The 16,229-nt window shown below is 66.7% G+C and carries 16 protein-coding genes; 5 read left to right on the forward strand and 11 right to left on the reverse strand.

Going from position 1 to position 16,229, the window contains the following annotated elements; all coding sequences use genetic code 11:
- Window positions 1-119: 119 nt before the first annotated feature.
- The 9 genes from NGK62_RS00565 to NGK62_RS00605 form a co-directional block, all read right to left on the reverse strand.
- Window positions 120-602, reverse strand: coding sequence for a c-type cytochrome (locus NGK62_RS00565; RefSeq protein WP_223283447.1), 483 nt, complete (start codon window positions 600-602; stop codon window positions 120-122).
- Between the two features lie 38 nt (window positions 603-640).
- The gene (locus NGK62_RS00570; protein ID WP_054458730.1) at window positions 641-1,162 is read right to left on the reverse strand and encodes a methylamine dehydrogenase light chain; all 522 of its coding nucleotides are present in this window, start codon (window positions 1,160-1,162) and stop codon (window positions 641-643) included.
- Window positions 1,146-1,784 carry a methylamine dehydrogenase accessory protein MauD gene (mauD, locus tag NGK62_RS00575; RefSeq protein ID WP_251877072.1) on the reverse strand — a complete coding sequence of 213 codons (639 nt, stop codon included), beginning with the start codon at window positions 1,782-1,784 and terminating at the stop codon, window positions 1,146-1,148. The genes NGK62_RS00570 and mauD overlap by 17 nt, the downstream gene beginning before the upstream one ends.
- Window positions 1,785-1,795: 11 nt before the next feature.
- Window positions 1,796-2,353: a MauE/DoxX family redox-associated membrane protein gene (locus NGK62_RS00580; RefSeq protein ID WP_251877074.1), complete on the reverse strand. Its 558-nt coding sequence runs from the start codon at window positions 2,351-2,353 to the stop codon at window positions 1,796-1,798.
- Complete coding sequence (locus NGK62_RS00585; protein ID WP_251877076.1) at window positions 2,350-3,540, reverse strand: amine dehydrogenase large subunit; 1,191 nt, start codon at window positions 3,538-3,540, stop codon at window positions 2,350-2,352. Before NGK62_RS00585 ends, NGK62_RS00580 begins: the two co-directional genes overlap by 4 nt.
- 32 nt (window positions 3,541-3,572) lie before the next feature.
- On the reverse strand, window positions 3,573-4,451 hold the full coding sequence (locus tag NGK62_RS00590) for a transporter (RefSeq protein WP_059378892.1): 879 nt from the start codon (window positions 4,449-4,451) through the stop codon (window positions 3,573-3,575).
- Between the two features lie 68 nt (window positions 4,452-4,519).
- Window positions 4,520-6,031 (reverse strand): phenylacetaldehyde dehydrogenase StyD, encoded by a 1,512-nt coding sequence (gene styD, locus NGK62_RS00595; RefSeq protein WP_251877078.1) that lies wholly within the window; start codon window positions 6,029-6,031, stop codon window positions 4,520-4,522.
- 182 nt (window positions 6,032-6,213) lie between these two features.
- Window positions 6,214-7,203, reverse strand: a complete 990-nt coding sequence (locus tag NGK62_RS00600) for a quinone oxidoreductase family protein (RefSeq protein ID WP_251877080.1) — start codon at window positions 7,201-7,203, stop codon at window positions 6,214-6,216.
- A 71-nt stretch (window positions 7,204-7,274) separates the two neighbouring features.
- Entirely contained in the window at window positions 7,275-8,252 is a 978-nt protein-coding gene (locus NGK62_RS00605; protein ID WP_251877082.1) for a DMT family transporter, read from the reverse strand.
- Between the two features lie 76 nt (window positions 8,253-8,328).
- Here NGK62_RS00605 and NGK62_RS00610 point away from each other — a divergent pair, with 76 nt between their 5' ends.
- The 5 genes from NGK62_RS00610 to NGK62_RS00630 all read left to right on the forward strand — a co-directional run bounded on the left by NGK62_RS00610 (window position 8,329) and on the right by NGK62_RS00630 (window position 14,091).
- Entirely contained in the window at window positions 8,329-9,222 is an 894-nt protein-coding gene (locus NGK62_RS00610) for a DMT family transporter (protein WP_251877084.1), read from the forward strand.
- A gap of 33 nt (window positions 9,223-9,255) precedes the next feature.
- Entirely contained in the window at window positions 9,256-9,762 is a 507-nt protein-coding gene (locus NGK62_RS00615; RefSeq protein WP_054458746.1) for a MarR family winged helix-turn-helix transcriptional regulator, read from the forward strand.
- Between the two features lie 96 nt (window positions 9,763-9,858).
- A complete protein-coding gene (locus NGK62_RS00620) occupies window positions 9,859-11,280 on the forward strand; it encodes an efflux transporter outer membrane subunit (protein ID WP_251877086.1) in 1,422 nt (473 codons plus the stop codon).
- A 22-nt stretch (window positions 11,281-11,302) separates the two neighbouring features.
- Window positions 11,303-12,496 carry an HlyD family secretion protein gene (locus tag NGK62_RS00625; RefSeq protein WP_251877088.1) on the forward strand — a complete coding sequence of 398 codons (1,194 nt, stop codon included), beginning with the start codon at window positions 11,303-11,305 and terminating at the stop codon, window positions 12,494-12,496.
- Window positions 12,493-14,091, forward strand: a complete 1,599-nt coding sequence (locus NGK62_RS00630) for a DHA2 family efflux MFS transporter permease subunit (protein ID WP_118933613.1) — start codon at window positions 12,493-12,495, stop codon at window positions 14,089-14,091. The genes NGK62_RS00625 and NGK62_RS00630 overlap by 4 nt, the downstream gene beginning before the upstream one ends.
- Window positions 14,092-14,146: 55 nt before the next feature.
- Here NGK62_RS00630 and NGK62_RS00635 read toward each other — a convergent pair whose 3' ends face one another.
- Window positions 14,147-15,106, reverse strand: a complete 960-nt coding sequence (locus tag NGK62_RS00635; RefSeq protein WP_059378873.1) for a WaaZ-like lipopolysaccharide core biosynthesis protein — start codon at window positions 15,104-15,106, stop codon at window positions 14,147-14,149.
- A 33-nt stretch (window positions 15,107-15,139) separates the two neighbouring features.
- Window positions 15,140-16,207, reverse strand: a complete 1,068-nt coding sequence (locus NGK62_RS00640; RefSeq protein WP_059379033.1) for a tartrate dehydrogenase — start codon at window positions 16,205-16,207, stop codon at window positions 15,140-15,142.
- Window positions 16,208-16,229: the final 22 nt, after the last annotated feature.

Genomic DNA, 16,229 nt, shown 5'->3' on the forward strand with positions numbered 1-16,229 from the left:
CTGTTTGCCTGGGACGGCCTGCCTGGCGACACAGCTACAGCGTTGTATGGAATGCTGCCTCTTTCTAGCATCGGTCGGCGCCAGGGAGTATCGGTGACAACCCCTAAGTGCCTGTTCCTCTAAGGTTTTCTGTCGCTGCCATAGGAATAGTCGGCCAATTGGAAACCGAGTTGCGACAGCGCCTGAGCCAGGCCATGACGCACCGGCACCACGTCCTCGTAGCGGCGCGGCCGGACCTGCGCGACTTCCTGTTCCGTGTACGGCCGGAAATCCGGCGGCAACTGCGCCGCGCTGAATTCCTGCACCACCCAGTTCAGCACGGCCGCGAGCTCGGCGTTGCTGAGCTGCGATTGCGCGGCGCCCGGCACGCGGACCAGGTAGTCGCGGCCCTGCGGCAGATGCACGAACGCGCCCACGGAATTGCGGAAATCAGGAATGCCATGGCGGCCGCTGCCGCGGCCGTCCACGCGATGGCAGCCCGCGCATTGCAGCACGTAGTCGGCGCGGACAGCCGCGCGCAGCCTGTCGGCCGCGGCGCCGTCAGCGGCCGCCTGCTCTGCGGCCGCCGCCCCGCCCACGCAAAGCAGGACGGCGGCGCACAACCCGCGCCACCCGTGCCGCGGCGGTCGCCTTTCCGGCCTCATGATTTTGGCTTCGGCTTGGCCAGGCCCACGATCACCGAAGTCGTGCAGTGGAAGATGGAGGACTCGTTGGACATGCACCAGTTCACATCGTTATGCAGGAACATCTGATAGCCCGGCCGCTCGCGCTCGGCGGACGCGCACATGCATTTGCCGCAAGCGGCCTTGCCGCAGCAATCGTTATAGCTGATCAGGTAGTCCTTGCCGTCCAAGGGATTGTGGCAGGTGCCGACCCACGACACGGCCGAAGGCGAGGTGCCTGGCGGGCAGGACGTCATGCTGCCCCCGCAGCATGAACACAGAAAGCCGTCCACCGCGCAATAGCGCCAGTAGTCGCACGCCGTGTCGTCCATCTGCGGCTTCTTGGGGTCCGCGGGCGCGGACCGCGCCACCGGCAGCACCGGCATGAGGAATGCCGTTCCGACCAGCGCCCGGCCGATGCGGTTGAGCACGCTGCGCCGGGAAGTGGTGTGCGCAACCGAGCGCGCGGCGCGCTCCGCGAGTTTATCCAGCCATTGCATTGCCGCTCTCCTTGCGGGAAATCCGGGTTTCTTCCAGCGTGCCGGCGGCCAGGAACTCCTGCACCGAGGCCACGCCCAGCTCCTTCGCGGTGAACAGGCTTTCGAGCTGTTCGCGCGAGTTGATCAGGCCCTTGGCGCGCAGGGTTCCGGTTTCATCGATCAACACGGCATAGGGCAGCTTGCTGATCTGGAACTTCATGCCCAGCTCGGTCGACAGCAAATACGGGAAACGCTCCAGGCCCGCCTGCTTGTAGAACGCCAGGTGCTCGGGCATTTCGCCGTCGCTGGCCAGCACGATGCGCAGCCAGGCGCTTTCCGTGCTGGCCACCGACTTGAGGATCGGCAGCAGCTTCTTGCAAACCGGGCAGGTCGGGGAAAGAAAGAACAGCAGCTGGCTGTGCTGGCCGCGTTCGCCCACGACGATACGGCGGCCCAGCAGATCCGGCAGCTCGAAGCGCGGCGCAGGCTCGCCCGCGCCAGGGCCCTTGTCCATCGTCAGCGCCCCCATCGGCGCCACGCGCTCGTACAGCACGCCGATCTGCCGCGACAGCGCCAGGATGACCAGCACCAGGCAGAGCACCACGCCCCACAGCAGGAAATTGGAAATGATCAAGGCATCCATGTGAGTTTCCTTCAGAGATTGCGCAACTTGAGATGGGAGGCCAACAGGTGATTGGCGGTGAAGTACAGGCCCACGGCAGCCATGGCCAGGCCGAAGACGGCGGCGGAGTCGGCCCATTGCAGGCCACGTGATTGGCCCGCCGCGGCGATCAGCGCGGGCGCAGCCCACAGCGCCAGCAACGCGTTGCGCAGCACCAGCCACCACGACAGCCCGCCACGTTGCGTGCCGCGTCCCGGCCCGCTGGCGGCGGGACCGCCGCAACCGCAGTCGATGTCGCGATGGCCGCGCAGCAGGTTGAAGGCCAGCGCCAGCGTCGCAGCCGCCAACACCAGCAGCGCCAGTTGCGCGCCCGCCGCCTGTCGCACCGGGGCCAGCAGCAAGGCGCCGGCCAGCGCTTCGCTCAGCACGAAGAGCCACGCGAACGCGCCGCTCCACCCCGCCGGCAGGATGCGGTAGGCCGACACGATGGCGGTGAAGCCTGCAATGTCCTTCAGCTTTTCCAGCGCCCCCAGGAGCAGCACGCAAGCCAGCGCCGCGCTCGCGGCATACAGCAGCACGGGATCGTTCATCGCGCACCTCGCGGTTGCGGTTCGACCTGCAGCGCCGTTTCGCCGGCGGCCTGGATCGTGCCCTTGAGGACCGGCGCGGCCGGCGCGGCGTCGTAGACGTTCACGTTGCCGCCGTCGATCGTGTACAGACGCGGCTGGTCGTCCTGCGAAACCGACATCGACAAGGCATTCTGGCCCGGCACCCGCGCCACCCGCTGGTGCGTGGCCAGGTCGTAGACCCAGATCTCGGCGGCCGGCGTCTTGTGCGAACCTTCGGCCCCGTTGGGATGCATGCCCACATACAGCCGCTTGGCGGCCTTGTTGATGGCCAGCAGGTTGTAGCCGCCAGGGCGCCAGCCCTGGTCCTTGCCCGCAGCGTCCAGCAGGGACCAGGGCTTGCCGAACGCCGCTTCCTTGCCGCTGAAGTCGGCGCTGTAGACATTGCCGTTGTAGGACACGAAGTAGTAGGTATCGCCCAGGTTCTCGGTGTGCGTGAAGATGGGATCCTTCTCGGGGTCGAACATGGGCTGGCTGCGCTGCTGCCCAGCTGGCTTGCCGGCCGGGTCCAGGTCCACGGTAAGCAGCGCGCCGTCGCCGCAGATGCTGGCGAAGCTGCGCGGGCGCGAAGGCAGCACGATGATGCTCCAGCAGCCTGCGGCCGCGGTGACCTCGTCCGCGAACTGGCGCGTCTGCAGGTTCACCACCGTGACCGAGGACGCGGGCGTGGCGTTCTGCACGAACAGCAGCGCCCCGTCCGTGCTCTGCTGCAGATAGTTGCGGTAGTTCAGCGCCTGCGCGCGCTTCTGCGGGATCGGCACCTCGTACTTGGGTGTGAGCGTTTCGGCGTCCCAAGCCTCCACCACGTCGGTGCGCTTGCCGCGGTTCAAGCGCTCGTAGTAGGTCGTCATGACGTAGATGTCCTTGCCGTCCGCGGACACGGTCATGTGGCCGTTGAACGACGCGGGTACCATGCCCAGGAACTTCATGGAGTCGCCGTCGTAGATGTTGACCCGGCTGTCGACCAGGTGGTTGAAGACGGCATCCATCACGTACAACCTGTGCGGCGTGGCCGGCGGCAGGCGGGTGCCGCCCTTGAGCTCTTCCACGGGCAGGTCCGCCCGGGCTAGGCCCGCCGACGCCGCCAGGGCGGCGCACAGCGCCCACCGTCCGGCCCGCGATGCGCATGATCTGGCGCTAGGCGCGTTCATCGATATTCTCCTGGTCTCATGGTCCGGTTCTCCTAGAACGCATAGACGTAGCGCAACTGCACGCCACGCATCCGCGGTCCGTTCTCGACCTTCAGGTCGTGGATGTACTGCATCTGAATCTGGTTGGCGTCGTTGATCTGATGCGTCAGTTCGACGGCCAGCTGATGATTGCGCGCCCGCGTGGCGACGGTCTCGCCGGACGAGGTTTCCTTGCCGCCTGTCTCGTAGCGGTAACGGATGCCGGTGTAGGTGTCCGGCGTCAGGTTGGTCGAGGCCAGCGCGAAGAAGCGGAACGAGGGGTCCTTCTTCAGCGTCTGCCCATACCAGTCCGTATTGCGGCCGTAGATCTCCACTTCGGCGATGGCTTCGAGATAGGTGGATTCGCCGAAGCCCTGCACGAAAGCGAAATCCTGGATGGTGGACCAGCGGTTCTTGCCTGGAGACACGTCGGGACGCGAACCGTCGTATCGGCCCACCGGCGCCACCACAAAGGGTTCCCAGGCGAACCAGGTCTTGGTCTGCTCATTGTTGTACAGCCAGATGGCCGACCCGAGCGTCAGGTCGCCGATACCCGTCTGGTGGTCGCCGGGCGCGCCCGGCAGGTCCAGCGAGGTCCGATACATTGGCACGATGAATTCGAGCTGCATCGTCTTGCCGTAGAAGTCGCGATAGTGCATCTGGCGATACACCAGCGCATTCACGTCGACGGACGCGCCGTCCACCCGCTGCCCCTCGGAGTACAAGCCCGAGGATCGCAGTCCCGCCAGATACCCGGCGATGATATTGGTGCCCACCGGCGCGGGTATCCAATCCCGCGCGCTGGGGTCTCCCGCCCATGCCGTCTGCGACGCTGCCGCGCACGCGAGCAACAGCACGGCCCGCCTGCGGGCCAGGCTACCTGTCCCTGCCATGTCTTCCCCTTGGTGTCATGAAGGCGCGGCCACCGGTATTTCCCGGCTTGGGCCGAGCGCTCATCGTTCTAGTAAGCGATGCAAACGGACTTCCGTTCCAGGTACATTTCCAGCACGGCGCGGCCGTGCTCGCGGCCGATGCCGGACTGCTTGAATCCGCCGAAAGGCATGTTGGGATCCAGCATGTTGTGCGTGTTCACCCAGACGGTGCCGGCGTCGATGCGCGGGATCAGGCTTTGCACGCGGGAGAGATCGTTGCTCCAGAGGCTGGCGCCCAGGCCGTAGGCGCTGTCGTTGGCCAGCCGCACCGCATCGTCCAACGTGTCGAAGGGCTGCGCCACCACCACGGGTCCGAAGATCTCCTCGCGGACGATGCGCGCCCCCGGCGGCACGTCCGCAAAAACGGTGGGCTGCACGAAGTAGCCCGAACCGCTGCCGCTACCCCCGCCCGCCAGCACCCGTCCGCCTTCGCTGCGTCCGAGGCCGATGTAATCCATGACGCGCTTCTGGTGGTGGGCCGACACCAGCGGGCCGACCTGCGTGGCCGGATCGAATCCGGAACCCAGCTTCATGCCGGCGGCCAGATCCGCCAGCCCCTGGACGACCTTGGGATACAGGCCCTTCTGCACATACAGGCGCGAGCCCGCCGTGCAGACCTGCCCCTGGTTGAAGAAAATGGCGGCGGCGGCACCCTGCACGGCGCGGTCGACGTCGCAGTCGTCCAGCACGATCACGGGGGACTTGCCGCCCAGCTCCAGCGAGACCCGCTTCATGTCGTCCATCGCGGCGCGCCCGATCAGCTTGCCGACTTCGGTCGAACCGGTGAACGCGATCTTGTCCACGCCAGGATGCGCGACCAGCGCGGCGCCGGCAGTCTCGCCCCGGCCGGTCACGACGTTGACGACGCCGGACGGGAAGCCCGCCTCCAGCACCAGCTCGGCCAGGCGCAGCGCCGTCAGCGGCGTTTCCTCGGCGGGCTTGAGCACGACGGTGCAGCCCGCGGCCAAGGCGGGCGCGATCTTCCAGATCGCCATCAACAGCGGAAAATTCCACGGAATGATCGCGGCCACCACGCCCACCGCCTGCGGCAAGGTATAGGCGCTGTACCGCACGCCCGGAGGAAACGGTATGGACAGCGACAAGGTGTCGCCCGTGATCTTGGTCGCCCACCCCGCCATGTAGCGCAGCCACTGCGCGCCCGAGCCGACTTCCAGGCCCTGCGCCACGCCCAGCAGCTTGCCGTTGTTCAGGGTTTCCAGGCGGGCCAGTTCGGTGCCGTGCTGCTCGATCAGGTCGGCCAGTTTCAGCAACAGGCGTTCGCGCCCGGCGGGCAGCATGTCGCGCCAGGGACCGGATTCGAAGGCGCGCCTGGCGGCCTGCACCGCCAGGTCCACCTGCCGCGGCCCGGCGTCGGGCTGATGGGCGATGACTGCGCCCGTGGCCGGATCATGCACGGCGATGGGCGCGCCTTGTCCTTCGCGCACCGGCTTGCCATCAATGAGCATGGCTTCCCGGATGGCGGCCAGTTCCGGGCGGTCAGATCCGGCGTGGCCGGCGGCGCTTGCGCTTGCTGAAGACATTCGTAGCTCCAACGAAATGGTTGAAGCCAGGATAGCAACGGCCTTCCCGGAAGGCTTGTCGGACCGTGCATGGCGATTTGTCATTCTGCGCACGGCGCAAAAAAAGGCCCGGCAATGCGCGCCGCGCGGTGCCGGGCCTGGCGCGGCGCCCCTTTTGGGGCCCGCGCACCGCGGACGTCGGATCAGTCCAGCATCAGCACCGTGGCGCCGGTGGTCTTGCGCGCGGCCAGCGCGGTCTGGGCTTCGCCGGCCTGCTCCAGCGAGTAGCGCTGGTCGATGCGGACCTTGATCTTCTTCTTCAGGACCAGGTCGAACAGCTCCTCGGAGGCGGCCTGCAGCTTGGCCAGCGTGTTCACGTGCAGGCCCAGCGACGGGCGCGTCACGTACAGGCAGCCCTTCTGGTTCAGCGTCGCCAGGTTGACGCCCGACACGGGGCCGGACGCGTTGCCGAAGCTCACCATCAGGCCGCGCGGCTCGATGCAGTCCAGCGAGGTTTCCCAGGTGTCCTTGCCGACGCCGTCGTACACCACCGGCACCTTCTTGCCGTCGGTCAGTTCGAGCACGCGTTCGGCCACGTTCTCGCGCGAGTAGTCGATGGTTTCCCAGGCGCCGTTGGCGCGGGCCAGCTCGGCCTTCTCGGGGCTGGAGACGGTGCCGATCAGCTTCACGCCCAGGGCCTTGGCCCATTGGCATGCGATCAGGCCCACGCCGCCCGCAGCCGCGTGGAACAGGATGGTCTCGCCGCCTTGCAGGCGGTAGGTCTGGCGGAACAGGTATTGCACCGTCAGGCCCTTGAGCATCAGGGCTGCGGCTTCGTCAAAGCCGATGCCCTTGGGCACCTTGACGACCTGCGCCGCCGGCACATTGCGCGCCTTGGCGTAGGCGCCGATGGGGCTCTGGCCGTAGGCGACGCGGTCGCCCTTTTTCAGATGCGTGACGTCGGCGCCGACGGCGGTCACGACGCCCGCGCCCTCGAAGCCCAGGCCATGCGGCAGCGCGTGGGGATACAAACCCGTGCGGTAATAGATATCGATGAAGTTCAGGCCGGCGGCGTGCTGCTCGATCGTGACTTCATTGGCGGCGGGCGGAGGCACTTCCACCTCGACCAGCTTCAGGACTTCAGGACCACCGTGCTGCTCGATACGAATTGCCTTGACGAGATTGCTGGCCATGCTGGCCTCCTTTCATTGGAAAAAATGCTAACGAGAGCCTGTCTGCGGCCCCTGAACGAGAAAAACCAGATTCAACGCGATGGCCGGGCCTCGTCCTGCCTGACGGACGCCAGCCTGCCGGCCCCGCCCCCCATCAGCACGAATACCCCTGCCAGCACCAACGCGGTCCCCGCCATCTGCCACACCGTGATGGGCTCTTGCAGGAACCACGACGCCAGAAACAGCACCGATACCGGCCCGATCATGCCCAGCAGCGACGCGGTGGGCGCGCCGATCAGCGCCACCGCCCACATCAGCATGAACACCGGCACCACGGTATTCAGCGTGGCGTGGATCACCGAATACCCGTAGACCCCGGCAGGCTGGATCAGCATGGACGGGGGATGCACGGCAAAGAACTGGATGATGCAGGCCACGCAGGACACCAGCATGGCATACGCCACCAGGCGCGTCGCGCCCAAGCGCTTGACCAGTTCCCCCGAACAGATCAGGTACACAGAATAGCTTGCGGCCGACCCGAAAACGAACAAAGACCCTAACAGCACCTCGCTACCGCCGAAGGACAGGTCGTGGGCGAACACCAGCACCACCCCGGCATAGGACAGCGCCATGGCCATCCACTGGCGGCGCTCGACCGGGCGTTTGAACCAGAACGCCGACAACAGCACCACCAGCGAGGGCGACAGGAACAGGATCAGGCGCTCCAGGCTGGCGGTGATGTAGCGCAGCCCCAGAAAGTCCAGGAAGCTGGACAGGTAATAGCCCAGCAGGCCCAGCACGCAGACCTGCGCGCGCTCCCTCCAGGTCATCACGGGGATTTCGCCGCGCGCCGCGCGGCGCGACTGATACCAGGCCACCGCCGCGAAGAACGGCATGGCGAACAGCATGCGGAAAGCAATGAGGGTGACCGCGTCGATGCCATAGCGGTAGGTGAACTTCACCACGATGGCCTTGGCCGAGAACAGGACTGCGCCCAGGGTTGCCAGGAAAAAGCCGGCAGCGCGGTTGGAAAGGCGGAAGGGCGGCGAAAGCTTGGCAAGGCGATTCATGCGATGATTTTAGATTCAGCGCCAAAACGCCGCACGCCTTTACCCACGCTTTCTTCGCCATACGCCTGCCTCACGCATGACCCGACACCGCGCCCTCACCTACATCCACGTTGCCGCCGTGCTTTTCGGCCTGACCGGCGTGTTCGGCGAATTGATCCAGGCCAGCGCCGCCGTGATCACGCTGGGCCGGGCCGTCTTCGCGGTGCTCGCGCTGGGGCTGTTCGCGCGCATGCGCCGCAAGCCGCTGCTGGGCGCCCTGACGCCCGCGCAGCTGTTCGTGCTGGTGGTATCCGGCGCCCTGCTGGCGGGTCACTGGGTCACCTTCTTCATCGCCGTGAAGGTCGGCGGCATCGCCATCGCCACGCTGGGTTTCGCCAGCTTCCCCGCTTTCATCACCTTGTTCGAGGGGTTGCTCTTCCGGGAACGCATCCGCCCGACCGAATGGTTGCTGCTGGGCCTGGTGACTGCAGGCCTGGTTCTGGTCACGCCCGCGTTCGACCTGGCCGACCAGGGCACCATCGGCCTGGCCTGGGGCCTGTTGTCGGGCCTGAGCTTCGCCCTGCTGGCGTTGAGCAACCGCCGTTCGGCCTCGGGCATGGACCCGATGCAGGTAGCCTGCTGGCAGAACCTGATCGTGGCGCTGGTAATGCTGCCCTTCGCCGTGTCCCAGTTGCCCGCGCTGCCTGCGCTGGACTGGTTCTGGCTGACGCTGCTGGGCGTCTTCTGCACGGGCTTATCCCACTATCTGTTCGTCTCCAGCCTGACGCGGCTGAACGCGCGCAGCGCCGGACTGGTCATCGCACTGGAGCCCGTCTACGCGATCGCGTTCGCCTGGGCGCTGTTCAGCCAGGAACCCACGCCGCGCATGATGGCGGGAGCCGCCCTGATCGTGGCCGCCATCGTCTGGTCGGGCCTGCGCAAGCAGGCGCCCGCCGCACAGCCGGACCTTGCGGTGAAAACACAGCCTTGACAATAACTGACTAGGCAGTAAAATTCGGCGCATATGACTGCTGCGCCCCCCCCTTCCCCATCCGACGGCCCCGTCCATTACCGCGCAGACGCCAGCTGCGTGATGGATGAAAACGCCGGCTTCCTGATCAAGCTGGTCTCCAATTCCCTGAACCGGATGCTGGACCAGGAAATGGCCCCGCTGGAGCTCACCGCGATGCAATGGCGTCCCGTGCTGCTGGTGTTCCAGGGCCGCGCCGATACGCCCGCGGAACTCGCCAGGCTCACCGGCATGGACACGGGCGCCATGACCCGCGCATTGGACCGGCTGGAAGCCAAGGGCCTGCTGCGCCGCAACCGATGCCAGACGGACCGCCGGGTCGTCAAGATCGAACTCACCGAGATCGGCGAGGCCAAGGCGCGCGCGATCCCGCCCAATATCGCGCGAGTCCTGAATTACCACCTGCGCGGGTTTTCCAGCGACGAAGTCGCGCAGCTCAAGCACCTGCTGCGCCGGATGATCGCCAACGGCTCTGCCTCGTCAGCACCTCCAAACCGCTAAGGGCCGCCAGCGAACCCCGGCTTTCGGGGTTTTATTTGGCATAATGATTGCCTAGGCAAATACAGATCAATCAATTACTTTCAGCAAACAGTCAGGATGAAACGCCTTCTTACTACCGTATTGGTGCTGGCCCTGAGCGGTTGCGCATTGATGGAATCCGGCTCCGAGCCCGTGGCCGCGCTGGACGGCGCCAAGCTGGGGCTCACCAGCCAGGACACCGTCTGGCCTGAAACCCAATGGTGGCAGCGCTACGGCGATCCGCAGCTCAATGCCTTGCTGGACGAGGGCTTGGCCAACAACCCCTCGATGAGCGCGGCGCAAGCCCGCCTGGCCAAGGCCAATGCCGCGGTCGGCATGGCACGCGCCCCGCTGCTGCCCCGGGTGGACGCCAACTACACGCTGACCCGCGAACACCTGTCCAAGGATTACATCTACCCCGCTCCCATGGGCGGCTCGGTCGTGAGCGACAACCGCCTGGCGCTGGACTTCAGCTATGAGCTGGACTTCTGGGGCAAGAACCGCTCGCGCCTGCAAGCGGCCGTATCGCAGCAAGCCGCCGCCGCGGCCGACGCGCAGGCGGCGCGCAATCTGCTGGCCGGCGCCCTGGTCCGCGCCTACCTGAACCTGCAGAACGCCTTCGCCCAGCGCGACGTGCTCAACCGCGTGCTGGCCCAGCGCGCCGAGGTGCTGTCGCTGACCCAGGGCCGCTACACGGCCGGGCTGGACACCCAGGTGGAAGTCAAACAGGCGGAATCGTCGCTGGCCGCCGGCAAGGTCGAACTGACCCAGACCGACACCACGCTGGCGCAGCTGCGCAATCAGGTCGCCGCGCTGGCCGGGGCCGGTCCGCAACGCGGACAACCCTTGCAGCCGGTGGCGCTGACGGCGCCCGCCGGCGGCGTGCCCGCCAACGTGCCGCTGGACCTGCTGGGCCACCGCCCCGACGTCACCGCCGCGAAATGGCGCGCGGAAGCCGCCCGCCACGCCATCGACAGCGCCCGCGCCGAGTTCTACCCCAATGTGAACCTGGCGGCGTTCGTCGGCTTCCAGGCCATGGGCACCGGCAACCTGCTGGGCGCGGATGCCCGCATGGCCGGTTTCGGCCCGGCGGTCACGCTGCCGATCTTCCACGGCGGCGAATTGAACGCCAACCTGGCGGGCCGGCGCGCCGACGCCGACCTCGCGGTGTCGGACTACAACCAGACCGTGCTGGACGCCGTGCACCAGGTGGCCGACGCGCTCGACGGCCTGCGCCTGCTGGACCAGGAAAAGGCCCAGCAGCGTCAGGCCCGCGAAGCCATCGACGCCGCCTATGACCTGGCCGTCAAGCGCTACAAGGCCGGCATGGGCAACTACATCTCCGTGCTCATCGCGCAGACCGGCGTGCTGACTCAGGCGCGGCTGGACACCGATCTGCGTATCCGCGCCTATCAGCTGGACGCCAGTCTCGCCAACGCGCTGGGCGGCGGCTACGCCCCCGCGGCCGAGCCGGCCCCCGCCACGAACTCCACCCATTGAACGTTCCCCGGACTCAGACGTCATGACCGCAGCCACACCCGCCGCCAACCCCGCCCGCAAACGCCTGCTGCTGCTGGCCACCGGGGCCTTCATACTCATCGCGATCGCCTACGGCATCTGGTGGGCGCTGTTCGGCGCCCACTTCGAGAGCACCGACGACGCCTACGTGCACGGCAACCTGGTGCAGATCACGCCGCAAGTGCCCGGCACGGTCGTGGCCATCGAGGCCGACGACACCGAAACCGTGGCCGCAGGCCAGCCGCTGGTGCGCCTGGATCCGGCCGACACCGACGTGGCCTTGCAGCAGGCCCAGGCCAAGCTGGCGCAAACGGTGCGCCAGGTGCGCACCATCTACGTCCAGAACGACGCCCTGGCCGCCGACGTCGACCTGCGCAACGCCGACATCCTGCGCGCCCAGGCCGAGCTGACCCGCGCGCAAAGCGACGTCAACCGCCGCCAGCAGTTGGCCAAGTCCGGCGGCGTCAGCGGCGAAGAGATCCTGCACGCCGAAGCCGCGCTGAAGTCCGCCCAGTCCGGCCTGGCGCAAGCGCGCGCGGCGCTGGCAGCTTCCCGCGCCAAGCTGGCCACCAACCAGGCCCTGACCCAGGGCACCACGGTCGCCGACCACCCCGACGTGCAGCAGGCCGCCGCCGGCCTGCGCAACGCCTGGCTGGCGCAGTCGCGCACCGTACTGCCCGCTCCGGTGGGCGGCGTGGTGGCCCGGCGCAGTGTGCAGGTCGGCCAGCGCGTCGCGCCCGGCTCGGCCCTGATGACGGTGGTGCCGCTGGACCAGGTGTGGGTCGAAGCCAACTTCAAGGAAGGCCAGCTGCGCAAGATGCGCATCGGCCAGCCGGCCAAGATGGTGGCCGACCTGTACGGCAGCGCGGTCACCTACCACGGCACCATCGCGGGCCTGGACGCCGGCACGGGCAGCGCCTTCGCGCTGCTGCCCGCCCAGAACGCCACCGGCAACTGGATCAAGGTGGTGCAGCGCGTGCCGGTGCGCATCGCGCTGGACCCCGAGGACCTGAAGAAGCACCCGCTGCGCGTGGGTCTGTCTATGGACGTGGAAGTCGACGTGGGCAAGCAGGAAGGCGAACCGCTGACGCAGGCCGAACGCAAGGAACCGGCCTGGTCGACGCGCGCCTTCGAGCCGGCCCATGATGAAGTCGACGCCATGATCAGCAAGATCATCGAGGCCAACCTCGCATCATGAGCGCCGCCAAGCAGCCTGCCGCCGCGCCGGCGCCCCCGCCAGGCTCCCACCCGCCGCTGGAAGGCGCGACCCGCATCATCGGGTCCATCGCGCTGTCCACGGCGGTGTTCATGAACGTGCTGGACACCTCGATCGCGAATGTGTCCATCCCCACCATCTCGGGCGACCTGGGCGTCAGCACCAGCCAGGGCACCTGGGTCATCACTTCGTTTGCCGTGGCCAACGCGATCACGGTGCCGCTGACGGGCTGGCTCACGCAACGCTTCGGACAGGTGCGGCTGTTTCTGGTTTCCACGCTGCTGTTCGTGCTGGCGTCGTGGCTGTGCGGCTTTGCGCCCTCGCTGGAAGCGCTGATCGCGTTCCGCGTGCTGCAAGGCGCGGTCGCCGGGCCCATGATTCCGCTGTCGCAAGCGTTGATGCTGGCGAGCTTCCCCAAGTCCAAGGCGGGCATGGCGCTGGCGGTCTGGTCCATGACCACGCTGGTCGCGCCCGTCGCCGGGCCGCTGCTGGGCGGCTGGATCTCCGACAACTACACCTGGCCGTGGATCTTCTACATCAACGTGCCGGTGGGCCTGCTGGCCGCCTGGATCAGCTGGCGCATCTATGGCGACCGCGAATCGGTCACGCGCAAGCTGCCGATCGACAAGGTCGGCCTGGCGCTGCTGGTGTTGTGGGTAGGCGCGCTGCAGATCATGCTGGACAAGGGCAAGGAGCTGGACTGGTTCGCCAGCGGCACCATCATCGCGCTGGCCGCGACCGCCTTCGTCGCCTTCGTCTTCTTCCTGATCTGGGAACTGACCGACGCCCACCCCGTGGTGGATCTGCGCCTGTTCAAGATCCGCAATTTCACGGTCGGCGCGCTGACGCTGGCGGTGGCCTACGGCGTCTTCTTCGGCAACGTGGTGCTGCTGCCGCTCTGGCTGCAAAGCAACATGGGCTACACCGCGACTTACGCGGGGTTGGTGACCGCGCCGGTGGGCCTGCTGGCGATCCTGCTGACGCCCATCGTCGGCAAGATGCTGGCCACGCGCGATCCGCGGCAAATCGCGACGGTGGCGTTCCTGATCTTCGCGCTGGTGTGCTTCATGCGTTCCGGATTCAACACCCAGACCGATGTCCGCACGCTGATGGTGCCGACCATCATCCAGGGCGCGGCCATGGCGACGTTCTTCGTGCCGCTTACCTCGATCACGCTGTCCAGCATCGAGCCGTGGCGCATTCCCGCGGCCTCGGGCCTGTCGAACTTCCTGCGCCTGACCGCGGGCGCGTTCGGCACATCCATCGCCACCACGCTGTGGGAAAACCGCGCAACCATGCATCACGCGCAGCTCACCGAGGTCGCCAAGCCCGGCCAGCAGGCGTTCGACCAGACCATGGCGACGCTGCAGAACGGGCTGGGCGTGACGCATCAGCAAGCGCTGACGATGGTGGACGGACTGATCAATGCGCAAGCCTTCACCATGTCGGCGGTGGACGTGTTCTATGCCTCCGCGATCATCTTCCTGGCCCTGACCGGCCTGGTGTGGTTCGCCCGTCCCCGGTCGGCCAAGGCGGGCGGCGGCGGCGCGGCCGAAGCGGCCGCAGGCGCCCACTAGGGCGCAGCGCCTGGTCCCGGATCGCGTTGCGTCCAGGACCAGGCGATACCTTCCCCTATTCCTTCAACAAGACCTGCCAGTCGGCGCGCTCGATGACGTCGGCCGGCAAGGCGCTGATGGGCGACAGGTTGAACACCGAGATGCCGCGCGCGCGCCATTGCGCTGCCGCGAAGCGGAACGATGGCTCGATAAGTTGCGCGAACTTGCGCGCCAGCCTGCTGGACTGCGGCGTCTGCCCTTCATTGTAGAAGCGCAAGCCGTTCTGCAGCGTCAGATCCAGCCCATGCGTGTAGACCTTGCGTGCGCCGCTGGATACCAGCACCTGCAAGGCGGCATAGGCCACGGTATCGGCGTCGAAGACGCCCAGTTCCACATTGAAGCTGAATCCCATGCCCCTTTTCGCGTCCAGCAGTTGCACGTCGGGCGAGGCTGCCGCCATGCGCTGCAGCACGGCCGGCGCGGAAATGCGTTGGTAGGCGCGTTCGGCGATCAGTTCGATGATGCAGATGCGGCAGCGGATCGACTCCTGCGGCAGCCCCTGCATGATGTAGCGCAGGACCTCGGGCAAGACGTACAGGGTCAGGTCGCGCGACACGATCTCGCGCACCAGATCGATACGCTGGCGCACGAAGTTCTGGTCGATGATGCAGTAATACTTGAACGGCAGATCGAACTTGCGCGCCAGCATGATGGCGCCGTTCACGCCCATCGCCGTACGGATATTCAGCCGGTCGTAGGGTATCTGAGTAACCGACGGTCCGCTCAGGATCAGATGAATTTCCTCGTCGGCAGCATCGTAGCCTTGGGCTAGCGGCGTGACTGGCTGCGACCGGCCAAAGGCGCGAAAGCCGCAAATAACGCCCGATCGATCCCTCCAGATGCGCACGAACGGCCACAGATGTTGATTGTGCCGCTGCGTGCGCGACCGGAGTACGCGGAACAGCTTGCGCGCAAACCGGTCGGCCCTTCCGCCGCCCACGGGGGCGGAGGAAGGGGAAAAAACGGAATCGTCCATGGACTAGTCTGTGAGCCTAGCCAGCGGCTTGCCTCAGCCCGCCGCGACCAGCGCGGCAATCGCGCTGCCGACGTCGGCGGTGGAGGCGGTGCCTTTCATGTCCCGGGTGCGCGGACCTTCCGCCAGGACGGTCTCGATGGCCTTGACGACCGCCGCCGACGCGTCTGGATAACCCAGGAAATCCAGCATCAGCGCGCCGCTCCAGATCTGGCCGATCGGGTTGGCGATGCCCTTGCCGTAGATGTCCGGCGCCGAACCGTGCACCGGTTCGAACAGGGACGGGAACTTGCGTTCAGGGTTCAGGTTGGCCGAAGGCGCGATGCCGATGGTGCCCGTGCAGGCCGGCCCCAGGTCGGACAGGATGTCGCCAAACAAGTTGGAAGCCACCACCACGTCAAACCAATCGGGATGCTGCACGAAATGCGCGCACAGGATGTCGATGTGGTACTTGTCCCAGCGCACGTCCGGATACTTTTCGCCCATCTCGGCCACGCGCTCGTCCCACCAGGGCATCGAAATGGAAATGCCGTTGGACTTGGTAGCCGCGGTCAGGTGCTTGCCGCGCTTCTGGGCCAGTTCAAAAGCGAACTTGAGCACGCGATCGGCGCCGATGCGCGTGAAGACGCTTTCCTGAATGACCACTTCTCGCTCGGTGCCCGCGAACAGGCGGCCGCCGCTGTTGGAGTATTCGCCTTCCGTGTTCTCGCGCACGATGAAGAAGTCGATCTCGCCGGGCTGGCGGTCCTTCAGCGGCGAAGGCACGCCGGGCATCAGGCGCACCGGGCGCAGGTTGATGTACTGGTCGAACTCGCGGCGGAACTTGAACAGCGAGCCCCACAGCGCTTCGTGGTCAGGCACCGTGGCGGGCCAGCCTATCGAGCCGAAGAAAATCGCTTCATGCTGGCCGATCTGCGCCTGCCAGTCGTCCGGCATCATCTTGCCGTGCTTGGCGTAGTAGTCGCAGCTCCAGTCGAAATGGTCCCACTGAAAATCGATGCCAAATCGCGTTGCGACCGCATCCAGCACTTTCAAGCCTTCGGGCACGACTTCCTTGCCGATGCCGTCTCCGGGAATCACCGCTATCTTGTGTTTCTTTGCCACCACGTCTTCCTTTGTTTTCTTT

It is taken from the genome of Achromobacter sp. Marseille-Q4954 (genome assembly GCF_943737025.1).
GTDB lineage: Bacteria > Pseudomonadota > Gammaproteobacteria > Burkholderiales > Burkholderiaceae_B > Achromobacter > Achromobacter bronchisepticus_A.

What these genes read in the sequence shown, in the direction of transcription:
- NGK62_RS00585 (WP_251877076.1), bottom strand. Translation starts at nt 3,540, where the DNA reads ATGAACGCGCCTAGCGCCAGATCATGCGCATCGCGGGCCGGACGGTGG.
- styD (WP_251877078.1), bottom strand. Translation starts at nt 6,031, where the DNA reads ATGTCTTCAGCAAGCGCAAGCGCCGCCGGCCACGCCGGATCTGACCGC.
- NGK62_RS00600 (WP_251877080.1), bottom strand. Translation starts at nt 7,203, where the DNA reads ATGGCCAGCAATCTCGTCAAGGCAATTCGTATCGAGCAGCACGGTGGT.
- NGK62_RS00635 (WP_059378873.1), bottom strand. Translation starts at nt 15,106, where the DNA reads ATGGACGATTCCGTTTTTTCCCCTTCCTCCGCCCCCGTGGGCGGCGGA.
- NGK62_RS00630 (WP_118933613.1), top strand. Translation starts at nt 12,493, where the DNA reads ATGAGCGCCGCCAAGCAGCCTGCCGCCGCGCCGGCGCCCCCGCCAGGC.
- NGK62_RS00570 (WP_054458730.1), bottom strand. Translation starts at nt 1,162, where the DNA reads ATGCAATGGCTGGATAAACTCGCGGAGCGCGCCGCGCGCTCGGTTGCG.
- NGK62_RS00615 (WP_054458746.1), top strand. Translation starts at nt 9,256, where the DNA reads ATGACTGCTGCGCCCCCCCCTTCCCCATCCGACGGCCCCGTCCATTAC.
- mauD (WP_251877072.1), bottom strand. Translation starts at nt 1,784, where the DNA reads ATGGATGCCTTGATCATTTCCAATTTCCTGCTGTGGGGCGTGGTGCTC.
- NGK62_RS00610 (WP_251877084.1), top strand. Translation starts at nt 8,329, where the DNA reads ATGACCCGACACCGCGCCCTCACCTACATCCACGTTGCCGCCGTGCTT.
- NGK62_RS00605 (WP_251877082.1), bottom strand. Translation starts at nt 8,252, where the DNA reads ATGAATCGCCTTGCCAAGCTTTCGCCGCCCTTCCGCCTTTCCAACCGC.
- NGK62_RS00620 (WP_251877086.1), top strand. Translation starts at nt 9,859, where the DNA reads ATGAAACGCCTTCTTACTACCGTATTGGTGCTGGCCCTGAGCGGTTGC.
- NGK62_RS00625 (WP_251877088.1), top strand. Translation starts at nt 11,303, where the DNA reads ATGACCGCAGCCACACCCGCCGCCAACCCCGCCCGCAAACGCCTGCTG.
- NGK62_RS00590 (WP_059378892.1), bottom strand. Translation starts at nt 4,451, where the DNA reads ATGGCAGGGACAGGTAGCCTGGCCCGCAGGCGGGCCGTGCTGTTGCTC.
- NGK62_RS00580 (WP_251877074.1), bottom strand. Translation starts at nt 2,353, where the DNA reads ATGAACGATCCCGTGCTGCTGTATGCCGCGAGCGCGGCGCTGGCTTGC.